Source organism: Sunxiuqinia sp. A32 (genome assembly GCF_052690465.1).
In genome coordinates this window covers 71,034-92,697 of the sequence record NZ_JBQYLI010000013.1, presented here as the reverse complement: position 1 = coordinate 92,697, position 21,664 = coordinate 71,034, and the positions used below count along the sequence as shown (strand labels likewise).

Below are 21,664 nucleotides of genomic sequence, written 5' to 3'. Positions count from 1 at the left end.
ATGGCTGACAATACAAATAAGAATAAACAAAAACCAAATTTGGGGAACTTTAAACCTGGGGGAAAACCTCCAAAATTCAATCCATATTGGATCTATGGAGTTGTAATTGTTGTTTTCCTTGCAATACAATATTTCAGCTTTGGAGGAGGTCCGGTTGAAACCAATTGGATGGATGTGAAAAACTCCATGCTATCACAACATGATATTTCAAAAATAGTCGTTGTTAATCGGGAGGAAGCTCAGATTTATTTAAAAGAATCGAGCTATGAAAAATATGCAGATAAGCTGAATAATGGATTTAATAGTCCGTCAAAACTTGGACCTCACTATTTTTTCACCATTGGATCTGTAGAAACGTTTGAAAATAACCTGCAGGAAGCGCAAGAGAACTTCTCTGATAGTGATAAAATAAGCATTGAATATAAAACAGTACATAATTATTTCGGTGAAATCGTAGGGTGGATTCTTCCATTCCTGATTATCATAGCTATTTGGTGGTGGATATTCCGTCGGATGAGCAAAGGAACTGGCGGCGGCGGCGGTGCAGGCAACATTTTCAATGTTGGCAAATCACAAGCAAAAGTTTTTGATAAAGATTCACGAGTAAGTACCAATTTTAAAGATGTGGCAGGATTGGCAGAAGCCAAACAGGAAGTTGAAGAAATTGTAGAATTCCTGAAAAGCCCTTCAAAATATACCAAACTGGGAGGAAAAATCCCAAAAGGAGCGTTGCTTGTTGGCCCTCCGGGAACTGGAAAAACCTTATTAGCAAAAGCTGTTGCTGGTGAGGCAAATGTACCTTTCTTCTCCATGTCTGGTTCTGACTTTGTTGAAATGTTTGTGGGAGTCGGTGCATCTCGTGTTCGTGACCTTTTCAAACAAGCAAAAGAAAAAGCTCCATGTATCGTATTTATTGACGAGATTGATGCTATTGGCCGCGCAAGGGGAAGAAACCCCAATATGGGATCGAATGATGAACGCGAAAATACATTGAATCAATTATTAACTGAGATGGATGGTTTCGACACCAACTCTGGGGTAATCATTTTGGCAGCAACAAACCGTGCAGATATTCTGGACCGTGCGTTGATGCGTGCTGGTCGTTTCGATCGTCAAATTCACGTTGAACTTCCTGACTTAAATGAACGGAGAGAAATTTTTCAGGTTCATTTGCGTCCGATTAAATTATCACAGGAAGTAGATGTTAGTTTCCTTGCAAAACAAACCCCTGGCTTCTCTGGTGCAGACATTGCAAATGTTTGTAATGAAGCTGCCTTAATTGCCGCACGTAAAAACCGTCCGGATGTTACCAAGCAAGACTTTTTAGATGCTGTTGACCGAATCATCGGCGGACTTGAAAAGAAAAATAAAATCATTTCTAAAGATGAAAAGCGCAGGATAGCGTTTCACGAAGCCGGACACGCAACCATCAGCTGGTTGTTGGAACACGCACATCCGCTGGTGAAAGTCACTATCGTTCCTCGGGGAAAAGCACTAGGTGCTGCCTGGTATTTACCAGAAGAAAGATCGATAACCACCAAAGAACAGTTGCTTGATGAAATGTGTTCTGCATTGGGAGGTAGAGCTGCTGAAGAAATTACATTTGGAACGATTTCAACAGGTGCACAAAACGATTTGGAAAAAGTAACCAAGCAAGCATACGCAATGATCAGCATCTTCGGCATGAGCGATAAAGTTGGTAATGTTAGCTTTTACGATTCTACAGGTCAAAGTGACTTCTCATTTTCCAAACCCTATAGTGAAAAAACTTCTGAATTGATTGATGCCGAATCTAAGTTGATTATTGATTCTCAATATGAGCGGGCATTAGAAGTTTTGAAAGAAAATCACGAGGGACATGAGAAACTTGCCATGAAACTATTGGAAAAAGAAGTTATATTTGGTGAAGATCTGGAGGAAATCTTTGGAAAACGTCCATGGACAAAAGAAGAATTAACCGAGGAAAAACAAAAAGATGCTGAAGAAAAAGCATCGCACCATACAGAAGAACCAAACTAAGCATCTGCCTAATGGGAGCAAGGGAGAACATCTTAAATAGAATTAAAAAAGCCAGTGAAAATCGAAACCCTGTTGAAGTGACAGAACCTGATTGGGATACTCCAATTTATCTGGAACAAGGGAAAGATCTTACTGCAAATTTTAAAACCAATCTGGAGCTTATTGCTGGTAGTTTTATATCGTGTAAAAACCTAGATGAAGCTGCAGTTGAGATACAGAAGATTCAAGATGATTTCAAAGTTGAAAAAACATTTCTGCTTGACACTAAATTGAAAAAAGCATTTAAGGAAAAAATTAATTATACCGCTCGCAAAACTGATTTTGAAAAGATGCAAGTTGGTATTACTCCTTGCGAATTTCTGATAGCGCATTTAGGCTCGGCTTTAATAAGCTCAGGCGGAGATTCCGGGCGAAGGTTGCATGTTTTCCCTGAAACCCATATTATCGTTGCACATAAAAAACAATTGGTCAATTACCTGGATGACGGTATTGATCAACTCCAGAAAAAATATAAAGGCAAATTACCATCAATCGTTACAAACATAACTGGTCCTAGTCGGACCGCCGATATTGAAAAAACTTTAGTCATGGGTATGCATGGTCCACGAAAATTGTTTGTAATTTTATGTGATGAACCTTTTTAAGCTAAATTATGGAAAAAGACTGGGTGGTTGTATACGAAACTTCACTTGAATACCAAGCTGAAATTGCTAGAGAAGTTCTTGAGAATAATGGGATCAAAGCGGTAGTCTTAAATCAAAAAGATTCATCTTATATGACTTTTGGTCCAATTGAGGTGTATGTGCATCAGTCCAATAAAGAAAAATCTATCGAACTTCTTAAAGATCTGAAAGCTTGAAAAACCTGCTAATCCGTACACTAACCGGTCTCGTTTTTGTTATTGTAACGATTGGATGTTTATTGCTTAGTCAATATACTTTTATCGCATTATTTCTATTTTTTATTTTTGCCGGATTACATGAGTTTTACCAGTTTTTCAACCGAACACCAATTGTTCCAGCAAGGGTTCCGGCATTTCTTAGTAGTCTTATCATTTTTATTCTATTCATATTAATTTCATCAGGTGCACTGTCTGAGAAATATTATATCACGTTAATTCCGCTGTTGCTCTTTCTATTTATCTCCGAACTCTATCGGCATACCGAAAAACCTTTTGAAAATATTGGAGCATCTATTTTTAGTGTCATATATATAACCATCCCTTTCAGTTTGACAAACATCCTGGTAACAAATAATGTACAGGAGTATGATCCAACTTTACTAATTGCACTTTTCGTAATTATTTGGATTTATGATTCTGGAGCATACTTATTTGGTGTCAGTATAGGTAAAAATCGATTGTTTGAACGTATTTCACCTAAGAAATCTTGGGAAGGTGCAATTGGAGGGGCATTATCAGCTCTAGTTGCAAGTTACTTCTTATCTGATTTTGCGCCAGTTATACCAAAAACACACTGGATGATTTTAACCTTGCTAATCGTTGTTTCAGCAACTTTTGGCGATCTGACAGAGTCATTGCTGAAACGTCAATTTGATTTAAAAGATAGCAGCTCTCTTCTACCCGGGCATGGTGGTATCCTCGATCGATTTGATTCATTATTGTTTGCTGCGCCAGTCATGGTTGTTTACATCAAACTTTTTCTATAAAAGAAAAGTCGATCTATTTTTTGTTTTTTCTTCCTGACTGCAAACGAAAAATCCTTACTTTTGCCACGGACATTCAAAAAAAGAACATGAAATTTCATCCTGCTGGTTTCAAAATCATTCGCAATTCGCTAATTATTGCAATTGTAATTAATCTAGCTTGCTGGTTTTTAGTAGCATGCCAAATCATTAATGGACTAGTTGCTCTTGCAACCGTGGTGATGATGGTACTCGTGCTACAGTTTTTCCGCTATCCACAGAGAAAGGTAGCATTAAATGAAAAACATGTAATTTCACCTGCCGATGGAAAAATTTGTGTAATCGAAGAAGCAGAAGAAAAGGAGTTTTTACATAAGAAATGTCTAAAAGTCTCCATTTTTATGTCGCCTTTAAATGTTCACATCAACTGGGTTCCGGTTCCTGGAAAAGTTATTTATTGTGAACACAAACCTGGTGAGTTTTATGCAGCATTTAAAGATAAATCAGCTGAAGAAAATGAACGTTTTACTACCGCATTTGAATTGAAGGATGGTAGGCAAATCGTTGCCAAACAAGTTGCAGGAGCAGTTGCAAGGAGAATTCTTAATTTCCTAAAAGTTGGAAACGAAGTAACTCAAGACATTGAGATGGGGTTTATCCGTTTTGGATCGAGAGTAGATTTATATTTACCTCTGGACACCAAACTAAATATAAAATTAGGAGACAAAGTAACAGGTTCACAAACCATTATAGGTGAATTAAGCTGATGAGTAAAGTCCGTGACATATTTTTCTGGGTTCCAAATTTTATCACTTCCATGAATCTGGCATTTGGAAGTTTGGCTGTATTTTTTGGAATTGAAGGGCATTTGGGCTGGGCAGCGATTTTTATACTCGTTGCTGCAGTTTGCGATTTCCTTGATGGCCTAGCTGCCCGCCTTTTAAAAGCGTATTCAGAGGTTGGTAAACAATTGGATTCGCTAGCTGATTTAGTTTCGTTTGGATTGGCACCGGCTGCAATGCTATTCACCATGCTCGAGCTTACGATGTTTGATATCAACCGCCCAATCTTCGAGATTGAAGCAACTTATATACAATGGATTTTTCTGTTTAGCGTATTGATCGTTCCTATCGCAGGAGCATTCAGACTGGCTAAGTTTAATATAGACGATCGTCAAAGTGATAGTTTCCTGGGACTACCCATTCCGGCAAATGCTTTATTCTTTGCTTCGCTTGGATTACTACTTGATTTTGGCTCGAAACCTGAGATCAACTCCATCATTCTGAATCGCTTCAATTTAATGTCAGCAATTGTACTATTTTCAGCATTAATGATCTCAGAAATCCCGATGTTCTCTTTTAAATTCAAAAGCTTGAAATGGAAAGATAACCAGCTGCGGTTTGCCTTTATTCTATTGGTAATTCTCTTAGCTGTCTTTGTAAAATTGTATGCTATCCCACTGGTAATTGTCAGTTATATTGTAGTTTCTATTCTTACAAGACTTTCTGTAAAATAAATCGGAGAGAATTCTTTAATTAAATTCCCTTTGAATAACCTCCTGGAGATCTTTTATACTTTCTTCAATCTTATTTTTTGGAAATTTTATTTGCTGAATATCAAGCATGTCAGACATGTCTCCTATTCCTTCTTCGACGAGTAAAATTGCGCGGTTGTACCCAAATTTCCCTTGGAACAACCCGGTTTCGTGAATCACTCTTGACTTAGTCAAATCTTTGTTTGGACACCCTTCATCCTCACATGTCAAAACAATAAATGCGATCGACGATTTGCTTGAACGTTCATCCAGAATATCGCGAACAGCATGCCCGGCTCTCGAACCTGTTTCATACTCCTCTACCCTATACTTTTCAGAAGTATCAAAATGATTTCTTAATAACTCCCATTGATTGCTGCTTCCATGCCCAATAAAAATGACAGGCTTTTTATCTTCTTCCCCATTGGTGATTTCTACAACTTTACAGTTCTTCAAGTCCCGATCAAAGATTGTAAAAATAGATTCTATCTCTTCGCGTAATGGAGCAACTATTTGAATAGTGGTATTTTCTCTTTTTTTGGAAACAATCTCAAGCATGTAATACACATCATTTTCACTCCAGTAGCATAAACGATAATATCCCAGGTCATGATCTTTTTCAAAGTCTCTAAAAAATTCCTCATCTGAATCATATCCCCAGGTTTCGTTATTTGAAACGATTATCCTGGCAAGTATATCAAGCCTTCCTTTTCGTGGTAAAATCTTTAACCATTTAAACACGCCTTCCTTCAATTTCTCTGAAGAAAATTTTACCAATTCGTATTTCTTTTCCTTTCTCATATTTTATTGAACTTATGCTAAGTTAAGAAATATCAGATGGAAATTCTGCATGATTTTATCAACAGCAATTTTAAAACACTAAAAAACACAAGTTTAAAAGATCAAAACAGTAAATTCATTGTTCCAATAGCCACTCTAAATTATCAAACACTTATCCTTATTCGATTGAAGAATTAAATTAACTCACAAAAAAAAGTCCCTCATAACTGAAGGACATTTTCATCATATCTTGACTTAAAGTTTACTATTCTACTTTTTCAAATACAGCGTTGTATTTAAGAAGTATATATTTCACCAGTTGATATGCGATAATAACTAAAACGGGCCAACTGAGATACCAAATAATTGAACTCCAATACATATTTAAAAGTTTAAATTATCTAATTGAAAATTTGTTAACAGAATGCACTCTCAATGCTTATTACGTGAGACTAGCTACTCAAAGCCCACTAATAAACATGTGATTCTTCCTGCATTTCTTCATCGCTAATTTTTTTGCTGTTCATTGCTTTCCAAACCCACCATATGTATGCTATTACAAATGGAACAAACAAAGAAACATAACTCATTGCGGTCAAAGTAAAATGGCTTGACGAGGCTTTTACAATCGTCAAAGATGATTGCAAGTCAGCGTTTGAAGGATAAAACGCAGTATTATTAAATCCTGCTATTAAAAATAAGGCAAACACTGTTAAAACTGTTCCCGCACCTGCGAACCAAATTCCATTTGAAACTGTCTTCAATATGGAAGAACCAATCCCCCACAACACTCCGACCACACCAACTAAAAGAATCACCAAAACCAACGGCATCGCTAATAAGTTATGTAGGTATTTGAATTTTTCCATAAAAACCTCCCCGGTAGCTGGATCATATGCATAACCCTCTTTCAAAATCAACCAAATGAGGAAATAAAGGAAAAATACCAGAAATGGAATTGTATTGTAAATCAACTGCTTTTGGGATCGGGCGAAAATATCATCACTTTCCACAGAATTCATGAAATAAAGAGCCCCAAGTATTCGTGCCAAAAAGAAAACCGACAAGCCAAGAGCAACATTGTGAAATGTCAATACCGCTTCCAAACCACGATATGACGTTTCCCAGCTCACCTGGTTCATTTGATTTAGGCTGAACATCGCTCCATTAAAGAATGTTCCAACCGCAGTTCCAATCAATATGGTTCCAAATGCACCATTCAAAATCAGGAATACCTCGTAAGTTTTAGCTCCAAGAAAGTTGGCAGGTTTTTTACGATACTCATACGAAACTGCCTGAATAACGAAAAAGAATAAAATAGCCAGCCAAACCCAATATGCTCCACCAAATGAAGTTGAATAAAAAAGAGGGAACGAAGCAAAAAATGCACCTCCAAAAGTGACCAGAGTTGTAAAGGTAAATTCCCACTTACGGCCCAAAGTATTCACTAATAAGGTTCGCTCCGATTCATTCTTCGCGATCGTGTAAATAAGTGTCTGTCCTCCCTGCACGAAAGTCAGGAACACGAATAATGCTCCCAGCAACGAGACAATTACCCACCAGTATTGTTGTAATGCTAATTGTGATAAATTCTCAAACATTAGTTGGTTCCTCCATCCATTTTAGGCCCAATCTTAATTTGACGAACCATGATTTTTATTTCCGCAATCAATAGTAATGTGAAGATCAAGGCAAATAACCAGAATGTTACTTGCACAGCACTTGCACTAATTTTTGTAACCGCAGCAACAGTAGGCATCAAATCCTGAATAACCCAAGGCTGGCGTCCAACCTCGGCCACAATCCACCCGGCCTGAGATGCAATGTAAGCTAGAGGAATTGTCCAAACAGCGAGTCGTAAAAATCCACGCCGACGTGCTAGTGATCCTCTAATTACAAACAAAAATGACAAGAAGAAAAACAAGATGAAATAGAAACCCAGCCCAACCATCGTGTGGAAGGCGTAAAAAGTAAGTGGCACATTAGGAATTAACATATTTGCATCATGAATGTACCCATAACCAAAATACTTGAAATAATTCTCCTGAAAATCTACGCCTAAAAATTCAGCTTTCAATTGTTCAGCTTCTTGCAGATTGCCTTCATCTTTGGCATCCTTAAACTCCTTCAATTTGGCAATGGCTAACTTCCCTCGTTCAATCTTTTCATCCGCGGACATGATCCCATATTTTTCATTCCCTCGAATTAAATCATTAATGCCCGGAACAAATGCATCCCAGTCCATATATGCCATGTAAGAAAGAATATTTGGAATTTCTATCTTCATATTGATGTCCATCAGGTTTTCATTAGAAGGGTCAGCATCTGTTGTTGACATGAACCCCAGTGCAATCAAACCAGCTCCTTCACTACCATTATATAAGCCTTCAAAAGACGCGAATTTCATGGGCTGATCAGTTGCAATATAGCGTGCTGAACTGTCACCGGTAAATGCAACATATATGGACGATACAAAACCGAACACAGCAGCTACAGCAATACTTTTTAGAGCAAAAACGGTATTTCGTTTCTTTAACAAATACCAGGCAGAAATACCGATTACAAAAATGGCAGCCAGCACAAAGCCCGAAGATGTTGTATGCAAAAATTTTTGAACAGCGACAGGAGAAAAGAGCACATCCCAAAAACTGACCATTTCATTTCGAGCAGTTTCCGGATTGAATTGCATCCCTACCGGCTTTTGCATCCAGGCATTGGCAACCAAAATCCATAGCGCTGAAAGATTAGCGCCAATAGCAGTTAACCAAGTTGAAACCAAGTGCATTTTCTTACTCACTTTGTTCCAGCCAAAAAACATGACAGCAATAAAAGTGGATTCCATAAAAAAGGCTAGAATTCCTTCGATTGCCAGAGGGGCGCCAAAAATATCCCCGACAAACCAGGAATAATTTGACCAGTTGGTTCCAAACTCAAATTCAAGGATGATCCCTGTTGCCACCCCAATGGCAAAATTGATTCCAAACAGCGTCATCCAGAACTTGGTTATTTTCTTCCACTCGGGATTACCCGTTCTAACATACATGGATTCCATCATTGCTACAATGATCGCCAACCCCAGGGTTAGAGGAACAAAAATCCAGTGATACATGGCTGTGAGGGCAAACTGTGCCCTCGACCAGTTGACTAATGATAAGTCGATTACTTCTAACATTGGTTTTTATTTTTGTGTTTCTGTTAATTTTTCAAGCACATGATTACTACGTTGTTCATCCGTATCAAAATTGGTTTTTAGAAAATTAGGAAAGAAAAAGATTTTCAAAATAACAAACATGACAAATAACTTGACTAAGATAACGATCCATACTTGTTTGCCCCAGACTCCCATATTACGAAATCCATCGTAATACAAATTCCAGGCTTTTGAGAAAAAATTTTTAATGGGCATCCTATTAAAATCGAATTTAAAAATGAATATTTAAAGTTATGAAACAAGCACTATTATATATTGTTGAGCGATTTTCGAGTCTTTTTAAATTCTGATTTTCACACCTTTTTATCGCAAATAGTCAAGTTCCTGAAATCATTAAAATTAGGAAATAAAACCTGAATCAGCGAGATAAATTCAAATTGAAAAAATAATCTGAATCAAAGAGGCAAACTTAATATGACTTGAATGATATTGAAAATAATAATTGAATTGCTTCTCGCAATCTATTTTTTCGCAACCTTTATCATCGCAATATGTTTTTAGTGAAAAACAAAAATTGAGCTAAGTAGACTATTTTGAAAAAAGAAAATCATTCATGTATTCATTGTGGCGATGATTGTGGATCTGTTCCTATAATATGGAAAGAAAAACCATTTTGTTGCCAGGGGTGTCAAACAGTTTATCAACTATTGAATGACAACCAAATGGATAAATATTATGAAATTGAATCTACTCCCGGCATAAAGATTATAAATGAGCAAATTCCCGAAAATAGTAATTACTCGTTTTTAGATTTAGATGAAATAAAAGAACGCTTACTTGATTTCTCGGAATCAGGTGTATCTAAAGTTCGCTTTTTTATCCCAAGTATTCATTGTGCTTCCTGTATTTGGCTACTAGAAAACCTGCACACGTTACACTATGGTATTTCACAGTCATCGGTAAATTTTCCAAAGAAAGAAGTAAGTATTACTTTCCATGAAAATGAAATTAGCTTGCGTAAACTGGTAGAATTACTTGCCTCCATTCACTATGTACCTGAAATAAACCAGCAAAGTTTGGAGAAACCCACCAAAGCAAAATCCTCCCATACACTCCTCATCAAAATTGGAATAGCAGGATTTAGTTTCATGAATGCAATGCTTTATCATTTCCCTCAATATTTACCTGGAAGTGAAAATCTCGAAACCGATTTCAGATTGGTATTTGCCTGGTTGAGTTTCGCACTGAGTTTGCCTGTTATAATCTACTGTGCCAGCGATTACTTTTTGTCGGCCTACAAAAGTCTGATAAAAAAAATTATCAGTATCGACTTACCTATCGCATTGGGGCTGATAACTCTTTTTACGGAGAGCACAATCGAAATATTAGCAGGTCATGGAATTGGCTATTTTGATTCATTGACCGGCTTGGTGTTTTTTCTTTTAATTGGGAAATGGTACCAAAGTAAAACCTACCAGGCATTAACATTCGAACGAAACTATAAGTCCTACTTCCCGGTGGCGGTAACAAAATTAACGAACTCGGGAAATGAGACCATTCCGTTGGATCAATTGAAAGTGAACGATCGCATATTGGTGCGAAACCGGGAACTGATCCCTGCAGACTCCATCATTCTAAAAGGGCAGGCAAATATTGATTATAGTTTTGTAAGCGGTGAATCCATTCCTGTTTCAAAAAAGCAAGGAGATTTTGTATTTGCAGGAGGGCGACAGATTGGCAACGTCATCGAATTAACTGTACAAAAAGAAGTTGAACAAAGCTACCTAACTCAACTTTGGAACCAGGATAATCAAAAAGAGAAGGAAAGTCCTCCAATGGCACAGCTAATTAATAAAGTGAGTCAATATTTTACGGTTGGAATTATCAGCATAGCAATAAGCGCCGGAGCATATTGGATTTTCAAAGATGCAAATAAAGCAATTTTCGCGTTCACCTCTGTTCTCATTATTGCATGTCCTTGTGCTTTGGCATTAACAATTCCATTTACTTTTGGCAGCACGCTGAGGCAATTTGGTAGAAGTGGACTTTATCTAAAGAATACGGATGTCATTGAACGACTCTCGAAAATTAAATCCGTAGTGTTTGATAAAACAGGAACCATTACTCATACACAATCATCAAAGACAGAATTCATAGGAGAAACACTAAATACGGAACACTTAAGGAAAATAAAATCCCTGGTTTTCCATTCAAATCACCCCCTGAGTAAAATTATATATCAATCCATAGAGGAAGAAAAACTATCACAAGTTGAAGAGTTTAAAGAAATTTCGTCTATGGGCATCAGTGGAAAAATTAACGGCGAAGTGATTCATATCGGATCCAGGTTTTTTGTAACCGGAAGTGAGCAGCCGGAAGATGATTTGAAAACTCAAGTCTGGATCTATCAATCCGGAAAAATTATGGGATATTATCAATTTGAAAACAATTATCGCGAAGGACTGGCTGAGACCATCTCAAATCTTCAACCTAATTATGAACTGCACTTAATCAGTGGTGATAACGAATCGGAACGCGAAAATCTTATCCCACTTTTTAAAGATCATGCAAAGCTCAACTTCAATCAATCACCAACCGACAAGCTTAAATACGTCCGGAAACTCCAACAAAATGGAAGAACATCGTTAATGATTGGTGATGGGCTGAATGATGCCGGAGCGCTGCAAGAAAGCAGCGTTGGAATGGTGATTGCTGACAACATCTATCATTTCACACCTGCATGTGATGCAATTCTTCAATCCGATCAGTTTGCCTCATTGCAGCGTTTCATTAAATTCAGCAAAACCAGTATAAAAATCGTTTGGTTAGGTTTTGTCCTTTCCTTCATCTATAATTTCGTTGGAATTTCATTCGCGGTACAAGGAAATCTATCACCAATTATTGCAGCTATTTTAATGCCTCTCAGTTCGGTTACAATAGTGGCATTAGCAACATTCTCCGTTAATTTCATGGCCAGGAGAATAAAGCTTTAGGTACCGGATTAAAAACTCTTCAAAAAAATTTGCTTAACTTGAAAACAATGTTTAATGAATCTTGTTGTTTCAAATTGATTTGTGGAGTGATGTTTTCACTCTAAAAAACCACGGTAGATGACCAATAAACTTAAACGGCGACCATGTCTGTAGTATTTTTACTAATCATCATTGGAATAGTAGTGGCTTCCATCTTTCTTATTGCCTTTATTTGGGCTGTAAAAAGCGGCCAGTTCGATGATTCTTACACCCCCTCAATCCGTATTTTATTTGACGATAATATTTCTTCATCAAAAAATGATAAAGACTTGAAGACAGATATGACTCTTGAAGAAAAATCAAAATAAATCTTGATATATGGAATTACAGAAGTTTAGCTATGACAACAAAATTACCCGGAATTTTGCTGTTGCAACAATGGTTTGGGGTGTTGTAGGATTATTGGTCGGACTGCTGATTGCCTTGCAGATTTTTATTCCGGAAATGAATTTTAGTTTGGAGTTTACAACTTTTGGCAGAACCCGTCCACTTCACACCAATGCCGTCATTTTTGCTTTTGTTGGTAATGCTATTTTCACGGCCGTTTACTACTCAATGCAACGCTTACTAAAAACACGAATGTTTAGCGATTTACTTGGGAAAATCCATTTTTGGGGCTGGCAATTGATTATCGTATCAGCTGCTGTAACCTTGCTTGCCGGTTATACTTCAGGTAAAGAATATGCCGAACTAGAATGGCCAATTGACATTGCGATTACCTTGATTTGGGTTGTATTTGGCATCAATATGTTTGGTACCATTCTGCAACGAAGAACCAGTCATATATACGTTGCTATTTGGTTTTACATAGCAACCTGGGTAACTGTTGCCGTACTTCATATTGTAAATTCCATGGAGCTTCCATTCAGTGCATTGAAAAGTTATCCGGTTTATGCTGGAATACAGGATGCATTGGTGCAATGGTGGTATGGTCACAATGCAGTTGCTTTTTTCTTAACCACTCCTTTCCTCGGTTTGATGTACTATTTTGTACCAAAGGTTGCAAATCGTCCAATATATTCATACAAACTATCCATTGTACACTTCTGGTCCCTTATATTCATTTACATCTGGGCCGGGCCACACCACTTACTTTACAATTCCCTGCCCGACTGGCTTCAAGCTTTAGGAACAACATTCTCAGTAATGTTACTTGCACCAAGTTGGGGTGGAATGATCAACGGACTATTCACTTTACGGGGTGCCTGGGATAAGGTGAGAAAAGACCCAATTTTGAAAATGTTTGTGGTTGGGCTGACTGCCTATGGTATGTCCACTTTTGAAGGGCCCTTACTTTCATTTAAAACGGTAAATGCCATCAGTCACTTTACTGACTGGACCGTTGGACATGCACATATTGGAGCGTTAGGTTGGAATGGCTTACTAACCTTTGGAATGATGTACTGGTTAATTCCAAGACTATACAATACGAAACTTTATTCGGTGAAATTAGCTAATGCCCATTTCTGGATAGCAACATTAGCTATTATCTTTTATGCAGTTCCGCTGTACATTGGAGGCATCACCCAAGCTTTAATGTGGAAACAGTTCACCCCGGATGGATTCCTAATGTATCCGAATTTTCTTGAAACCGTCATGCAGCTAATTCCAATGTACGCAATTCGTGCATTTGGTGGAAGCTTATATGTAATTGGAATGTTTTTATTGGTGTTCAACATTATTAAAACAGTTCAATCCGGTAGTTTTGTGAAGGAAGAAGTAGTCGAAGCTCCTGCCTTAAAAACTCAATCAATAATTAAGACAAATTCTGAAAGCTGGCATAGCTTTCTGGAACGTAAACCAATCCGGTTTTTAATATTTGCTACCATTGCAATTCTTGTTGGAGGCATCATCGAAATTGTCCCGACTTATTTAATAAAAACAAATATTCCAACGATCTCAAGTGTGAAGCCCTACACACCGTTAGAGCTTCATGGTCGGGATATCTATGTAAAAGAAGGCTGCTATAACTGTCATTCACAAATGATTCGCCCTTTCCGATCAGAAACCGAACGCTATGGCGAATATTCGAAAGCTGGTGAATTTGTGTATGACCACCCATTCCAATTTGGATCGAAAAGAACCGGGCCGGATCTTGCGCGTGAAGGAGTAAAAAGCGGAAGACTTTACAAACCAAACGCATGGCATTACAATCACTTCATTGATCCTCAAAAAATGAATGAAGGTTCCATCATGCCAAAATATCCATGGCTGGCAAAAAAAGATATCGACTTAGAATCAACCGCTCCACGTATTAGGGCAATGATGAAGCTAGGTGTTCCCTATCCTGAAAACTACGAGCATCAGGCAAATGAGGACCTGAAAAAACAAGCAGAAGAAATTGCTCAAAATCTGCGTGAAGCTGGTATTGAAACTGAAAGCACGAAGGAAATAATTGCCTTGATCGCTTATATGCAGCGACTGGGAACCGACATTATGAAACCTGTAACAGAAGAACAGCATGATTAAGGAACATCTGCAACATATTAGTGGCGTAGAAATTTATGCTATTGTGGGTTTTATTATCTTTTTCGCCTTTTTTATCCTGATTACCATCCACACCCTACGCATGAAAAAGAATGAAGTTGATAGATACAGTCATATTCCTTTAGAAGATGAATTAAACAACCACTTGGAATAGCCAAGCAAATTTGAATCATATGAGCAACTTAGAAGACAAACAACACGATAAAAAACAAGCTGAAGTTGAAGTTGATGAAGTAACAAATGTCAAACTGATTGGTGGTCATGAATTTGATGGTATCCGGGAATTGGAGAATCCACTTCCACCCTGGTTGAAGTATTTATTCTACGCGTCATTGGTATTTTCTGCAGCCTACCTGATTCTACTCTTTGTTTTTAAAGATGAGAGCCTCATTCAGGATATGGAATACCAAAATGAAATGGCTGAAGCTATTGGTGAAGTGGAAGAAGAAAGCTCCGGCGAAAATAAAGAAGCAGTGGCAGTTGTTCGAACAGAGGAAGATATTATGGCCAGTGGGAAAAATACTTATACAAAAATATGCTCGGTATGCCATGGTAAATTTGGAGAAGGACTGGTTGGACCAAACTTTACCGATGAATATTGGATTCATGGCGGCTCAAGGGAGGACATGCATCAAATAATCATTAATGGGGTGATTGAGAAAGGTATGATATCGTATCAAAATCAATTAAGTGAAACTCAAATTCAAGATGTAATTACCTACATCCAAAGTTTGAAAGGAACCAATCCTCAAAACCAAAAAGCTGCTGAAGGAGAAAAATACATTCCGGAATCAGAACCTGAAAATGTTGAGGCTGAAGAAGCAGCCAGTTAAAATTCAGTTAAAACCCAAATTCAGATGGAAGCTGAAGAAAAATCAACAACCTACCAAAAAGCAACTTTCCGTGACCGCATGGCTACGATTGATACTGAAGGTAAACGTGTCTGGGTATTTCCCCAAATGCCTAAAGGTAAATTTTATAACTATCGCCGGCTGGTTGCTTATTCATTGTTGCTCTTTTTCTATTTGGCTCCCCATATTCAATTTAATGGTGAACCATTAATTTTTCTAAACTTTATCGAACGTAAATTCTTTCTTTTCGGAAGTACCTTTTACCCACAAGACTTTCATCTTCTGGTGCTATCATTCATCACATTGCTCGTATTCGTTATGCTTTTCACCGTTGTTTATGGACGTATTTTTTGTGGCTGGCTATGCCCGCAAACCGTTTTCATGGAATTCCTTTACCGTCCAATAGAATACTTAATAGATGGCGACCGACGAAAACAACGCATATTGGCCGAACAGGAAATGAACTTTGAGAAAGCAATAAAAAGAATTGCGAAACATTCTCTTTTCCTAATAACTTCATTCTGGACAATTATTACATTTTGGTCATATATAAAAGGTTTTCATGAAGTACAATTAATCATGGATGGATGGCCGGGAAAGAGTTTCTCCAGTTTGTTGGGTGTTATGGCTTTTACAGGAGCCCACTATTTTATCTTTTCATCTTTTAGAGAGCAAGTTTGCTCGATGGTATGTCCTTACGGAAGGCTACAAGGGGTAATGCTTGATGCCAACTCCATTGTTGTTGCGTACGATTATATCCGCGGAGAACCAAGAGGAAGAGGAAAAAATGATGACAAGGGGGACTGCATTGATTGCAAAAAATGCGTTGAAGTTTGCCCGACCGGTATCGACATTCGGAATGGCACACAATTGGAGTGTATAAACTGCACAGCATGCATTGACTCCTGTAATTCAGTCATGTATGCAGTAAATAAACCAGAAGGTTTGATCCGATACGCCTCAGAACGTTCAATCTCCGAACCAGGGAAGAAATTATTAAATACCCGCGCAATTGCATACTCCATCGTCCTGATTTTGCTAATTGGTGGTGCAACTGTTTCTTTCATCAATCGTGGAGATATTGAAACAACCATCATCCGAACGCAGGGTACAATGTTTCAGGAATATGGCGCTGATGCGTTAAGCAATTTGTACAACCTTCAAATGATTAATAAAACCAATGAAACAGTAACACTTGAATTAAAGCTACTTTCTCATGAGGGGGAGATCAAAATTTTGGGTGATGAATTAAATGTAGAAGTTGGGGAGGTCGCTAAAAGAAATTTATTAATCATTTTAAATAATGATCTTATTGAAAGCTCAAACACACATATAACGATTGGAGTATTTACAGACGGAAAACTAATTGAAGAAATCAGTTCAACTTTTGTGGGACCAAATTCTTTGGATAATTAAATTAGAAAATGAAATTGAAAATTAATTGGGGAACAGGAATTTTAATTGCGATCATTACAATGGTCTCCGGAATGTTGGTATTGGTTTTCATTGCCACACGTCAGGATTATTATTTGGTTGATGATGATTACTATCAAAAAGCGGTGAATTACCAACAACAGATCGAGAAAATTAAAAACGCCAATGAACTAATAGAAAAGGTCAACATTAATTATTCTGGAAAAAATTTGAAACTTGACTTTCCATTGATCTTTCAACATGAAAAACTTGAAGGGACTATTCAATTATACAGCCCGGTAAATGGGAATCATGATCTCACCTTTCCAGTAAAAATTGACGATAAATTAAGTCAGCTACTTTCGCTTGAGAAGCTTCCCAAGGGGCGTTATAAAATAAAACTGGACTGGACTGCAAATGATAAATCATATTACCAGGAACTTGAAATTATGCATCGCCAATGATTGATCTGATTACACCGTTAACAATAGGCCTTGTCGGCAGTTTCCACTGTATTGGGATGTGCGGACCAATTGCGATTTCGCTGCCCTTGAAATCTCATAGCCGTGCTGCGAAAGTGATCGGTGTGATTATTTATAATTTGGGACGAAGTATTACCTACGGGATATTAGGCGTATTATTTGGATTATTGGGACGTGGAATTCAACTTGCCGGATTTCAGCAATGGACTTCGATCGCACTTGGGATTGCACTAATTGCAGGTGTCCTATTTCCGTATTTTTTTAAGCAACGAATTAGTATTTCTACGTTATTCACCGGATATGCCGGACGATTAGTAAACAACCTGCGAAAACTATTCAAAAATAGAAGTTACGAGTCATTACTTGGAATTGGTTTGTTAAATGGACTACTCCCCTGCGGACTGGTTTATGTTGCAATCGCCGGAGCTATTAATACAAACGAAGTAATTTCAGGTGCCTTGTTTATGGTATTATTTGGGATAGGAACAATTCCGATGATGGCAATAGTTTCATTAACCAGTAATTTAATCGGCACTAAATTAAGAATAAGAATGCGTAAAGCAGTCCCCTACTTTATCATTCTTCTTGGTATTTTATTTATCCTCAGGGGGCTCTCTTTAGGTATCCCATATGTGAGTCCAAAAGCAGAAAAACTTATACCAATAGGAAGAAAGATTGATGACAATTGCTGCCATTAATGAATGAGTTAAAACACTGAATTATAACTATAAAAGAAAATAGACTATCTTACATAAATAATTTGAAAGGAAAAATTGAAATATCAAAGAGGTAAAACCATCAAAAAAATATTGGAATTATTTGTATCCGCTTAAACATTCGGATGTTTTTTTGGTTTGTATAAGTTGATAAAGTAAAAGGTAGAAAGGCTTGAATAAAATAAAACCAATAAGTCAAAAATAATATGAGGCAGAGCCCAAAATCAATACTTGTTCTATTCTTTATTTTGACTCAGATTAATCTGTTTGGGCAAAAAACAGTGTTCAACCGGAATTCTGACGATCCTGAAATAGGCGTTGTTGAGCATCTTGATGAATTTCTTCCAACTGATATTTATATAGTTGGAGAAGACTCTCAGAAAGTGGTTCTTACCGATTTGATTGATAAACCAACAATTTTGAATTTCGTGTATTTCCGATGCCCGGGAATTTGTAGTCCACTGATGGAAGGTATTGCTGAAGTTATGGATCGATCAGACTTAATGCCAGGAGAGGATTATCAGGTTTTAACGATCAGCTTTGATCCAACCGAAGGTTTAGAACTCGCTACACGAAAAAAAACGAACTACCTCAATCTGGTAAATAATAAAGATCAAATTGCCAAAGGCTGGAAATTTTTCGTTTCAGACAGTGCCAGTATTGTTAAAGCTACGAATGCTGTTGGTTTTAAATACAAACGGACTGGTAATGATTTTCTACATGCTGCTTCAGTAATAGTTGTGAGTCCTGAAGGCAAAATAACCCGATACCTGAATGGAATTTACTTTTTACCATTTGAATGGAAAATGGCAGTTGTTGAAGCTTCAAAAGGACAAAGCGGGCCCACAATCAATAAAATATTACAATTTTGTTACTCATACGATCCTGAAGGTCAAACGTATGTACTGAATGTAACAAAAGTTGCCGGAATACTTATCCTATTCGTGGCATTAGTCATTTTCCTTATTTTGATTTTCAAACCTAAAAGAAAACAATAACGAACGAACAAAATATGCAAGCGACTTCAAAAATCCCCACGGACATTAGTTACCTCGAATATAAGGGGAAACACAAAGGATTATTAAGCTGGATATTATCCACCGATCACAAACGGATTGCCTTGCTCTACATGTACTCCATGATGGGGCTATTTCTTGTTGGAGTTATGCTGGGTCTCGCAATGAAACTTGAACTAATTGCTCCCGGAAAAACCATAATGGAGGCCAGTGATTATAATGCAGTTTTCACAGTTCATGGTGTCATTATGATCTTTATGATTGTGATACCAGGACTACCCGCTGTTTTTGGTAATTTCATGCTTCCCATAATGATTGGTGCGAAAGATGTGGCTTTCCCTAAGCTGAATTTATTTTCCTGGTATATTTATATTGCAGGGGCAATTTTGGTTATCGCTTCGCTGTTATTTGGGCCGGGAACACCCGACACCGGATGGACATTTTATGCTCCCTATAGTTTTAAAACCGGCACGAATATGTTGCCCGCAATATTTGGAGCATTTGTGCTGGGCTTTTCATCAATACTTACCGGATTAAATTTCATTGTAACCATACACCGAATGCGTGCTCCGGGAATGAAATGGACAAAAATGCCATTATTCCCATGGACACTTTATGGTACTGCATGGATTCAGCTTCTGGCAACTCCAGTTGTTGGTATCACATTGGTATTAGTTGCTTTAGAACGAGTTTTCGGCATTGGAGTATTTGACCCTGCTTTGGGTGGCGATCCAATTCTATATCAACATTTGTTTTGGATTTATTCTCACCCGGCAGTATATGTAATGATATTACCTGCCATGGGAGCAATCTCCGAAATTATCCCTACATTTTCGCAAAAACATATTTTTGGATATAAAGCAATTATTGCCTCAACACTTGCCATTGCATTTGTTGGCTATTTTGTATGGGGGCATCACATGTTCACTTCCGGAATGAGTGGAACTGCGCAATATACGTTCTCCATTCTGACATTTCTTGTTGCTATCCCAAGTGCTATTAAAGTATTCAACTGGATTTCAACCATGTATAAAGGATCAATACGATTAGAAACTCCTTTTTTCTGGGCTGCCTCGTTCATTTTTGTTTTTATGATTGGAGGTTTGTCTGGTTTGGTTCTTGGCGCATTGGCAACAGATATCTATGTACACGATACAGCATTCGTTGTTGCACACTTCCATTTCATTGTTTTTGGTGGAGTTGGATTTTCATTTATGGCGGCCATTCACTACTGGTTTCCAAAAATTTACGGACGAATGTATGATAAAAGCTGGGCAAATGTTGGATGGCTCACTTTTTTCATTGGTTTCTTAGCCCTTTATACCCCAATGTTTTACTTGGGATTGCAGGGTATGCCAAGACGTTATTACGATTATTTAGAAGAATTCCATGGAGGAAACATTCTTTCAACACTTGGATCATGGGTGATGGTTTTTGGATTAGTAATTATCCTGGTTAATTTATTTCGGTCAGCCAGAGTTGGCGCAATTGCGCCTGTTGATCCTTGGAATGGAAAAACACTTGAATGGACAGTACCATCGCCTCCACCTGTTGAAAATTTTGATGAAATACCAGTTTACGGGGAAAAAGACGGACCATACGAATATTAAAAAACATTACACCTATGTCACAAGTTGTACACCACGATGAGCATTATGACCCTGAAGGATCGAAGATCGGAATGTGGCTTTTCATTTTCACTGAACTGCTCCTTTTTGGAGGACTTTTTATTGTTTATTCGGTTTACAGGTTCATGAATCCTGATGCCTTTCATTTGGCTGCTGAGGAATTAAACACAACCATCGGAGCTTTAAATACGATCATACTTCTTATAAGCAGTATGACCATTGCGATGTCAACTTCATCGCTTCAAAAAAAACAGAAAGGAACAACCATTGTTTTGTTGGAGATCACCTTTATGTTGGCCTTACTTTTCCTCATTAACAAATACTTTGAATGGGGTGTCAAATTTGACCATGGTATTTTCCCTGGTTCGGAAATGATGATTAACGAAATGAGTCGGGGAGAAATCCTTTTCTTCGGGCTTTATTTTGTGATGACAGGCCTTCACGCCCTTCATATTATAGTTGGAATGGTAATAATGGGTTTTGCGCTAGCCAGAATAAAAAAAGGAACTGTACATGCTGATCGTCCATCTCTACTTGAAAATGCCGGTCTATACTGGCACTTAGTCGATTTAATCTGGATTTTCCTTTTCCCACTTTTTTATTTAATTCATTAATTACATAGTTATGGAAAACGAAAAACATCATATAATACCATACAGCACTTACATACTTGTATTATTGGCACTGATCTCAATTACCTTTATCTCAATTGGGATTACAAGTATTGAATTGGGGGGATTGACAGTAGCAGGTGCATTACTCCTCGCTTCCATAAAGTCATACATTGTGTTGACCTATTTCATGCACTTAAAATATGAGAAAACCTATATAAAATCGATGGTTGGATTTGTATTTGCAGTGTTTTTCGCTGTAATCATTATCACATTTTTTGACTACTATTTCAGATAAGA

At 37.6% G+C, this 21,664-nt stretch carries 22 protein-coding genes; 18 read left to right on the top strand and 4 right to left on the bottom strand.

Translation table 11 applies throughout. From position 1 onward, the window contains the following. The 6 genes from ftsH to ACUNWD_RS14005 all read left to right on the top strand — a co-directional run bounded on the left by ftsH (position 1) and on the right by ACUNWD_RS14005 (position 5,179). Entirely contained in the window at positions 1-2,019 is a 2,019-nt protein-coding gene (gene ftsH / locus ACUNWD_RS14030; RefSeq protein ID WP_445588454.1) for an ATP-dependent zinc metalloprotease FtsH, read from the top strand. Between the two features lie 11 nt (positions 2,020-2,030). Beyond that, positions 2,031-2,663 carry a LutC/YkgG family protein gene (locus ACUNWD_RS14025; RefSeq protein ID WP_445588453.1) on the top strand — a complete coding sequence of 211 codons (633 nt, stop codon included), beginning with the start codon at positions 2,031-2,033 and terminating at the stop codon, positions 2,661-2,663. Positions 2,664-2,671: 8 nt separating this feature from the next. Beyond that, positions 2,672-2,878: a putative signal transducing protein gene (locus ACUNWD_RS14020; protein ID WP_445588452.1), complete on the top strand. Its 207-nt coding sequence runs from the start codon at positions 2,672-2,674 to the stop codon at positions 2,876-2,878. Continuing rightward, positions 2,875-3,687, top strand: coding sequence for a phosphatidate cytidylyltransferase (locus ACUNWD_RS14015; RefSeq protein WP_445588451.1), 813 nt, complete (start codon positions 2,875-2,877; stop codon positions 3,685-3,687). Before ACUNWD_RS14020 ends, ACUNWD_RS14015 begins: the two co-directional genes overlap by 4 nt. An 86-nt stretch (positions 3,688-3,773) precedes the next feature. Continuing rightward, complete coding sequence (locus ACUNWD_RS14010; RefSeq protein ID WP_445588450.1) at positions 3,774-4,430, top strand: phosphatidylserine decarboxylase family protein; 657 nt, start codon at positions 3,774-3,776, stop codon at positions 4,428-4,430. After that, a complete protein-coding gene (locus ACUNWD_RS14005) occupies positions 4,430-5,179 on the top strand; it encodes a CDP-alcohol phosphatidyltransferase family protein (RefSeq protein ID WP_445588449.1) in 750 nt (249 codons plus the stop codon). Before ACUNWD_RS14010 ends, ACUNWD_RS14005 begins: the two co-directional genes overlap by 1 nt. 15 nt (positions 5,180-5,194) lie before the next feature. Here the strand turns inward: ACUNWD_RS14005 and ACUNWD_RS14000 are convergent, their stop codons facing one another. The 4 genes from ACUNWD_RS14000 to ACUNWD_RS13985 form a co-directional block, all read right to left on the bottom strand. After that, the gene (locus ACUNWD_RS14000; protein WP_445588448.1) at positions 5,195-5,998 is read right to left on the bottom strand and encodes a TIR domain-containing protein; all 804 of its coding nucleotides are present in this window, start codon (positions 5,996-5,998) and stop codon (positions 5,195-5,197) included. A 449-nt stretch (positions 5,999-6,447) separates the two neighbouring features. After that, on the bottom strand, positions 6,448-7,578 hold the full coding sequence (locus ACUNWD_RS13995) for a cytochrome d ubiquinol oxidase subunit II (protein WP_445588447.1): 1,131 nt from the start codon (positions 7,576-7,578) through the stop codon (positions 6,448-6,450). Further along, positions 7,578-9,149 carry a cytochrome ubiquinol oxidase subunit I gene (locus ACUNWD_RS13990; RefSeq protein ID WP_445588446.1) on the bottom strand — a complete coding sequence of 524 codons (1,572 nt, stop codon included), beginning with the start codon at positions 9,147-9,149 and terminating at the stop codon, positions 7,578-7,580. Before ACUNWD_RS13990 ends, ACUNWD_RS13995 begins: the two co-directional genes overlap by 1 nt. Positions 9,150-9,155: 6 nt before the next feature. Continuing rightward, positions 9,156-9,383, bottom strand: a complete 228-nt coding sequence (locus ACUNWD_RS13985) for a DUF4492 domain-containing protein (protein ID WP_445588445.1) — start codon at positions 9,381-9,383, stop codon at positions 9,156-9,158. Between the two features lie 338 nt (positions 9,384-9,721). Between ACUNWD_RS13985 and ACUNWD_RS13980 the strand changes: the two genes are divergently transcribed. From ACUNWD_RS13980 to ACUNWD_RS13925, 12 genes are all read left to right on the top strand, one after another. Further along, complete coding sequence (locus ACUNWD_RS13980) at positions 9,722-12,121, top strand: heavy metal translocating P-type ATPase (RefSeq protein ID WP_445588444.1); 2,400 nt, start codon at positions 9,722-9,724, stop codon at positions 12,119-12,121. 143 nt (positions 12,122-12,264) lie between these two features. Continuing rightward, entirely contained in the window at positions 12,265-12,468 is a 204-nt protein-coding gene (ccoS, locus tag ACUNWD_RS13975; protein WP_445588443.1) for a cbb3-type cytochrome oxidase assembly protein CcoS, read from the top strand. Positions 12,469-12,478: 10 nt separating this feature from the next. After that, positions 12,479-14,629, top strand: coding sequence for a cytochrome-c oxidase, cbb3-type subunit I (gene ccoN / locus ACUNWD_RS13970; protein ID WP_445588442.1), 2,151 nt, complete (start codon positions 12,479-12,481; stop codon positions 14,627-14,629). Next, positions 14,622-14,801 (top strand): CcoQ/FixQ family Cbb3-type cytochrome c oxidase assembly chaperone, encoded by a 180-nt coding sequence (locus ACUNWD_RS13965; protein ID WP_445588441.1) that lies wholly within the window; start codon positions 14,622-14,624, stop codon positions 14,799-14,801. The genes ccoN and ACUNWD_RS13965 overlap by 8 nt, the downstream gene beginning before the upstream one ends. 19 nt (positions 14,802-14,820) lie before the next feature. Continuing rightward, positions 14,821-15,480: a cbb3-type cytochrome c oxidase N-terminal domain-containing protein gene (locus ACUNWD_RS13960; RefSeq protein WP_445588440.1), complete on the top strand. Its 660-nt coding sequence runs from the start codon at positions 14,821-14,823 to the stop codon at positions 15,478-15,480. Between the two features lie 24 nt (positions 15,481-15,504). Next, entirely contained in the window at positions 15,505-16,914 is a 1,410-nt protein-coding gene (gene ccoG, locus ACUNWD_RS13955; RefSeq protein ID WP_445588439.1) for a cytochrome c oxidase accessory protein CcoG, read from the top strand. An 8-nt stretch (positions 16,915-16,922) separates the two neighbouring features. Next, positions 16,923-17,375, top strand: a complete 453-nt coding sequence (locus ACUNWD_RS13950; protein ID WP_445588438.1) for a FixH family protein — start codon at positions 16,923-16,925, stop codon at positions 17,373-17,375. Continuing rightward, the gene (locus ACUNWD_RS13945) at positions 17,372-18,091 is read left to right on the top strand and encodes a sulfite exporter TauE/SafE family protein (RefSeq protein ID WP_445588437.1); all 720 of its coding nucleotides are present in this window, start codon (positions 17,372-17,374) and stop codon (positions 18,089-18,091) included. Before ACUNWD_RS13950 ends, ACUNWD_RS13945 begins: the two co-directional genes overlap by 4 nt. A 224-nt stretch (positions 18,092-18,315) precedes the next feature. After that, the gene (locus ACUNWD_RS13940; protein WP_445588436.1) at positions 18,316-19,107 is read left to right on the top strand and encodes an SCO family protein; all 792 of its coding nucleotides are present in this window, start codon (positions 18,316-18,318) and stop codon (positions 19,105-19,107) included. A 14-nt stretch (positions 19,108-19,121) separates the two neighbouring features. Further along, positions 19,122-20,735 carry a cytochrome c oxidase subunit I gene (locus ACUNWD_RS13935; RefSeq protein ID WP_445588435.1) on the top strand — a complete coding sequence of 538 codons (1,614 nt, stop codon included), beginning with the start codon at positions 19,122-19,124 and terminating at the stop codon, positions 20,733-20,735. A gap of 14 nt (positions 20,736-20,749) precedes the next feature. Next, complete coding sequence (locus tag ACUNWD_RS13930) at positions 20,750-21,367, top strand: cytochrome c oxidase subunit 3 family protein (RefSeq protein WP_445588434.1); 618 nt, start codon at positions 20,750-20,752, stop codon at positions 21,365-21,367. Positions 21,368-21,377: 10 nt separating this feature from the next. Next, positions 21,378-21,662, top strand: coding sequence for a cytochrome C oxidase subunit IV family protein (locus ACUNWD_RS13925; RefSeq protein ID WP_445588433.1), 285 nt, complete (start codon positions 21,378-21,380; stop codon positions 21,660-21,662). Positions 21,663-21,664: the final 2 nt, after the last annotated feature.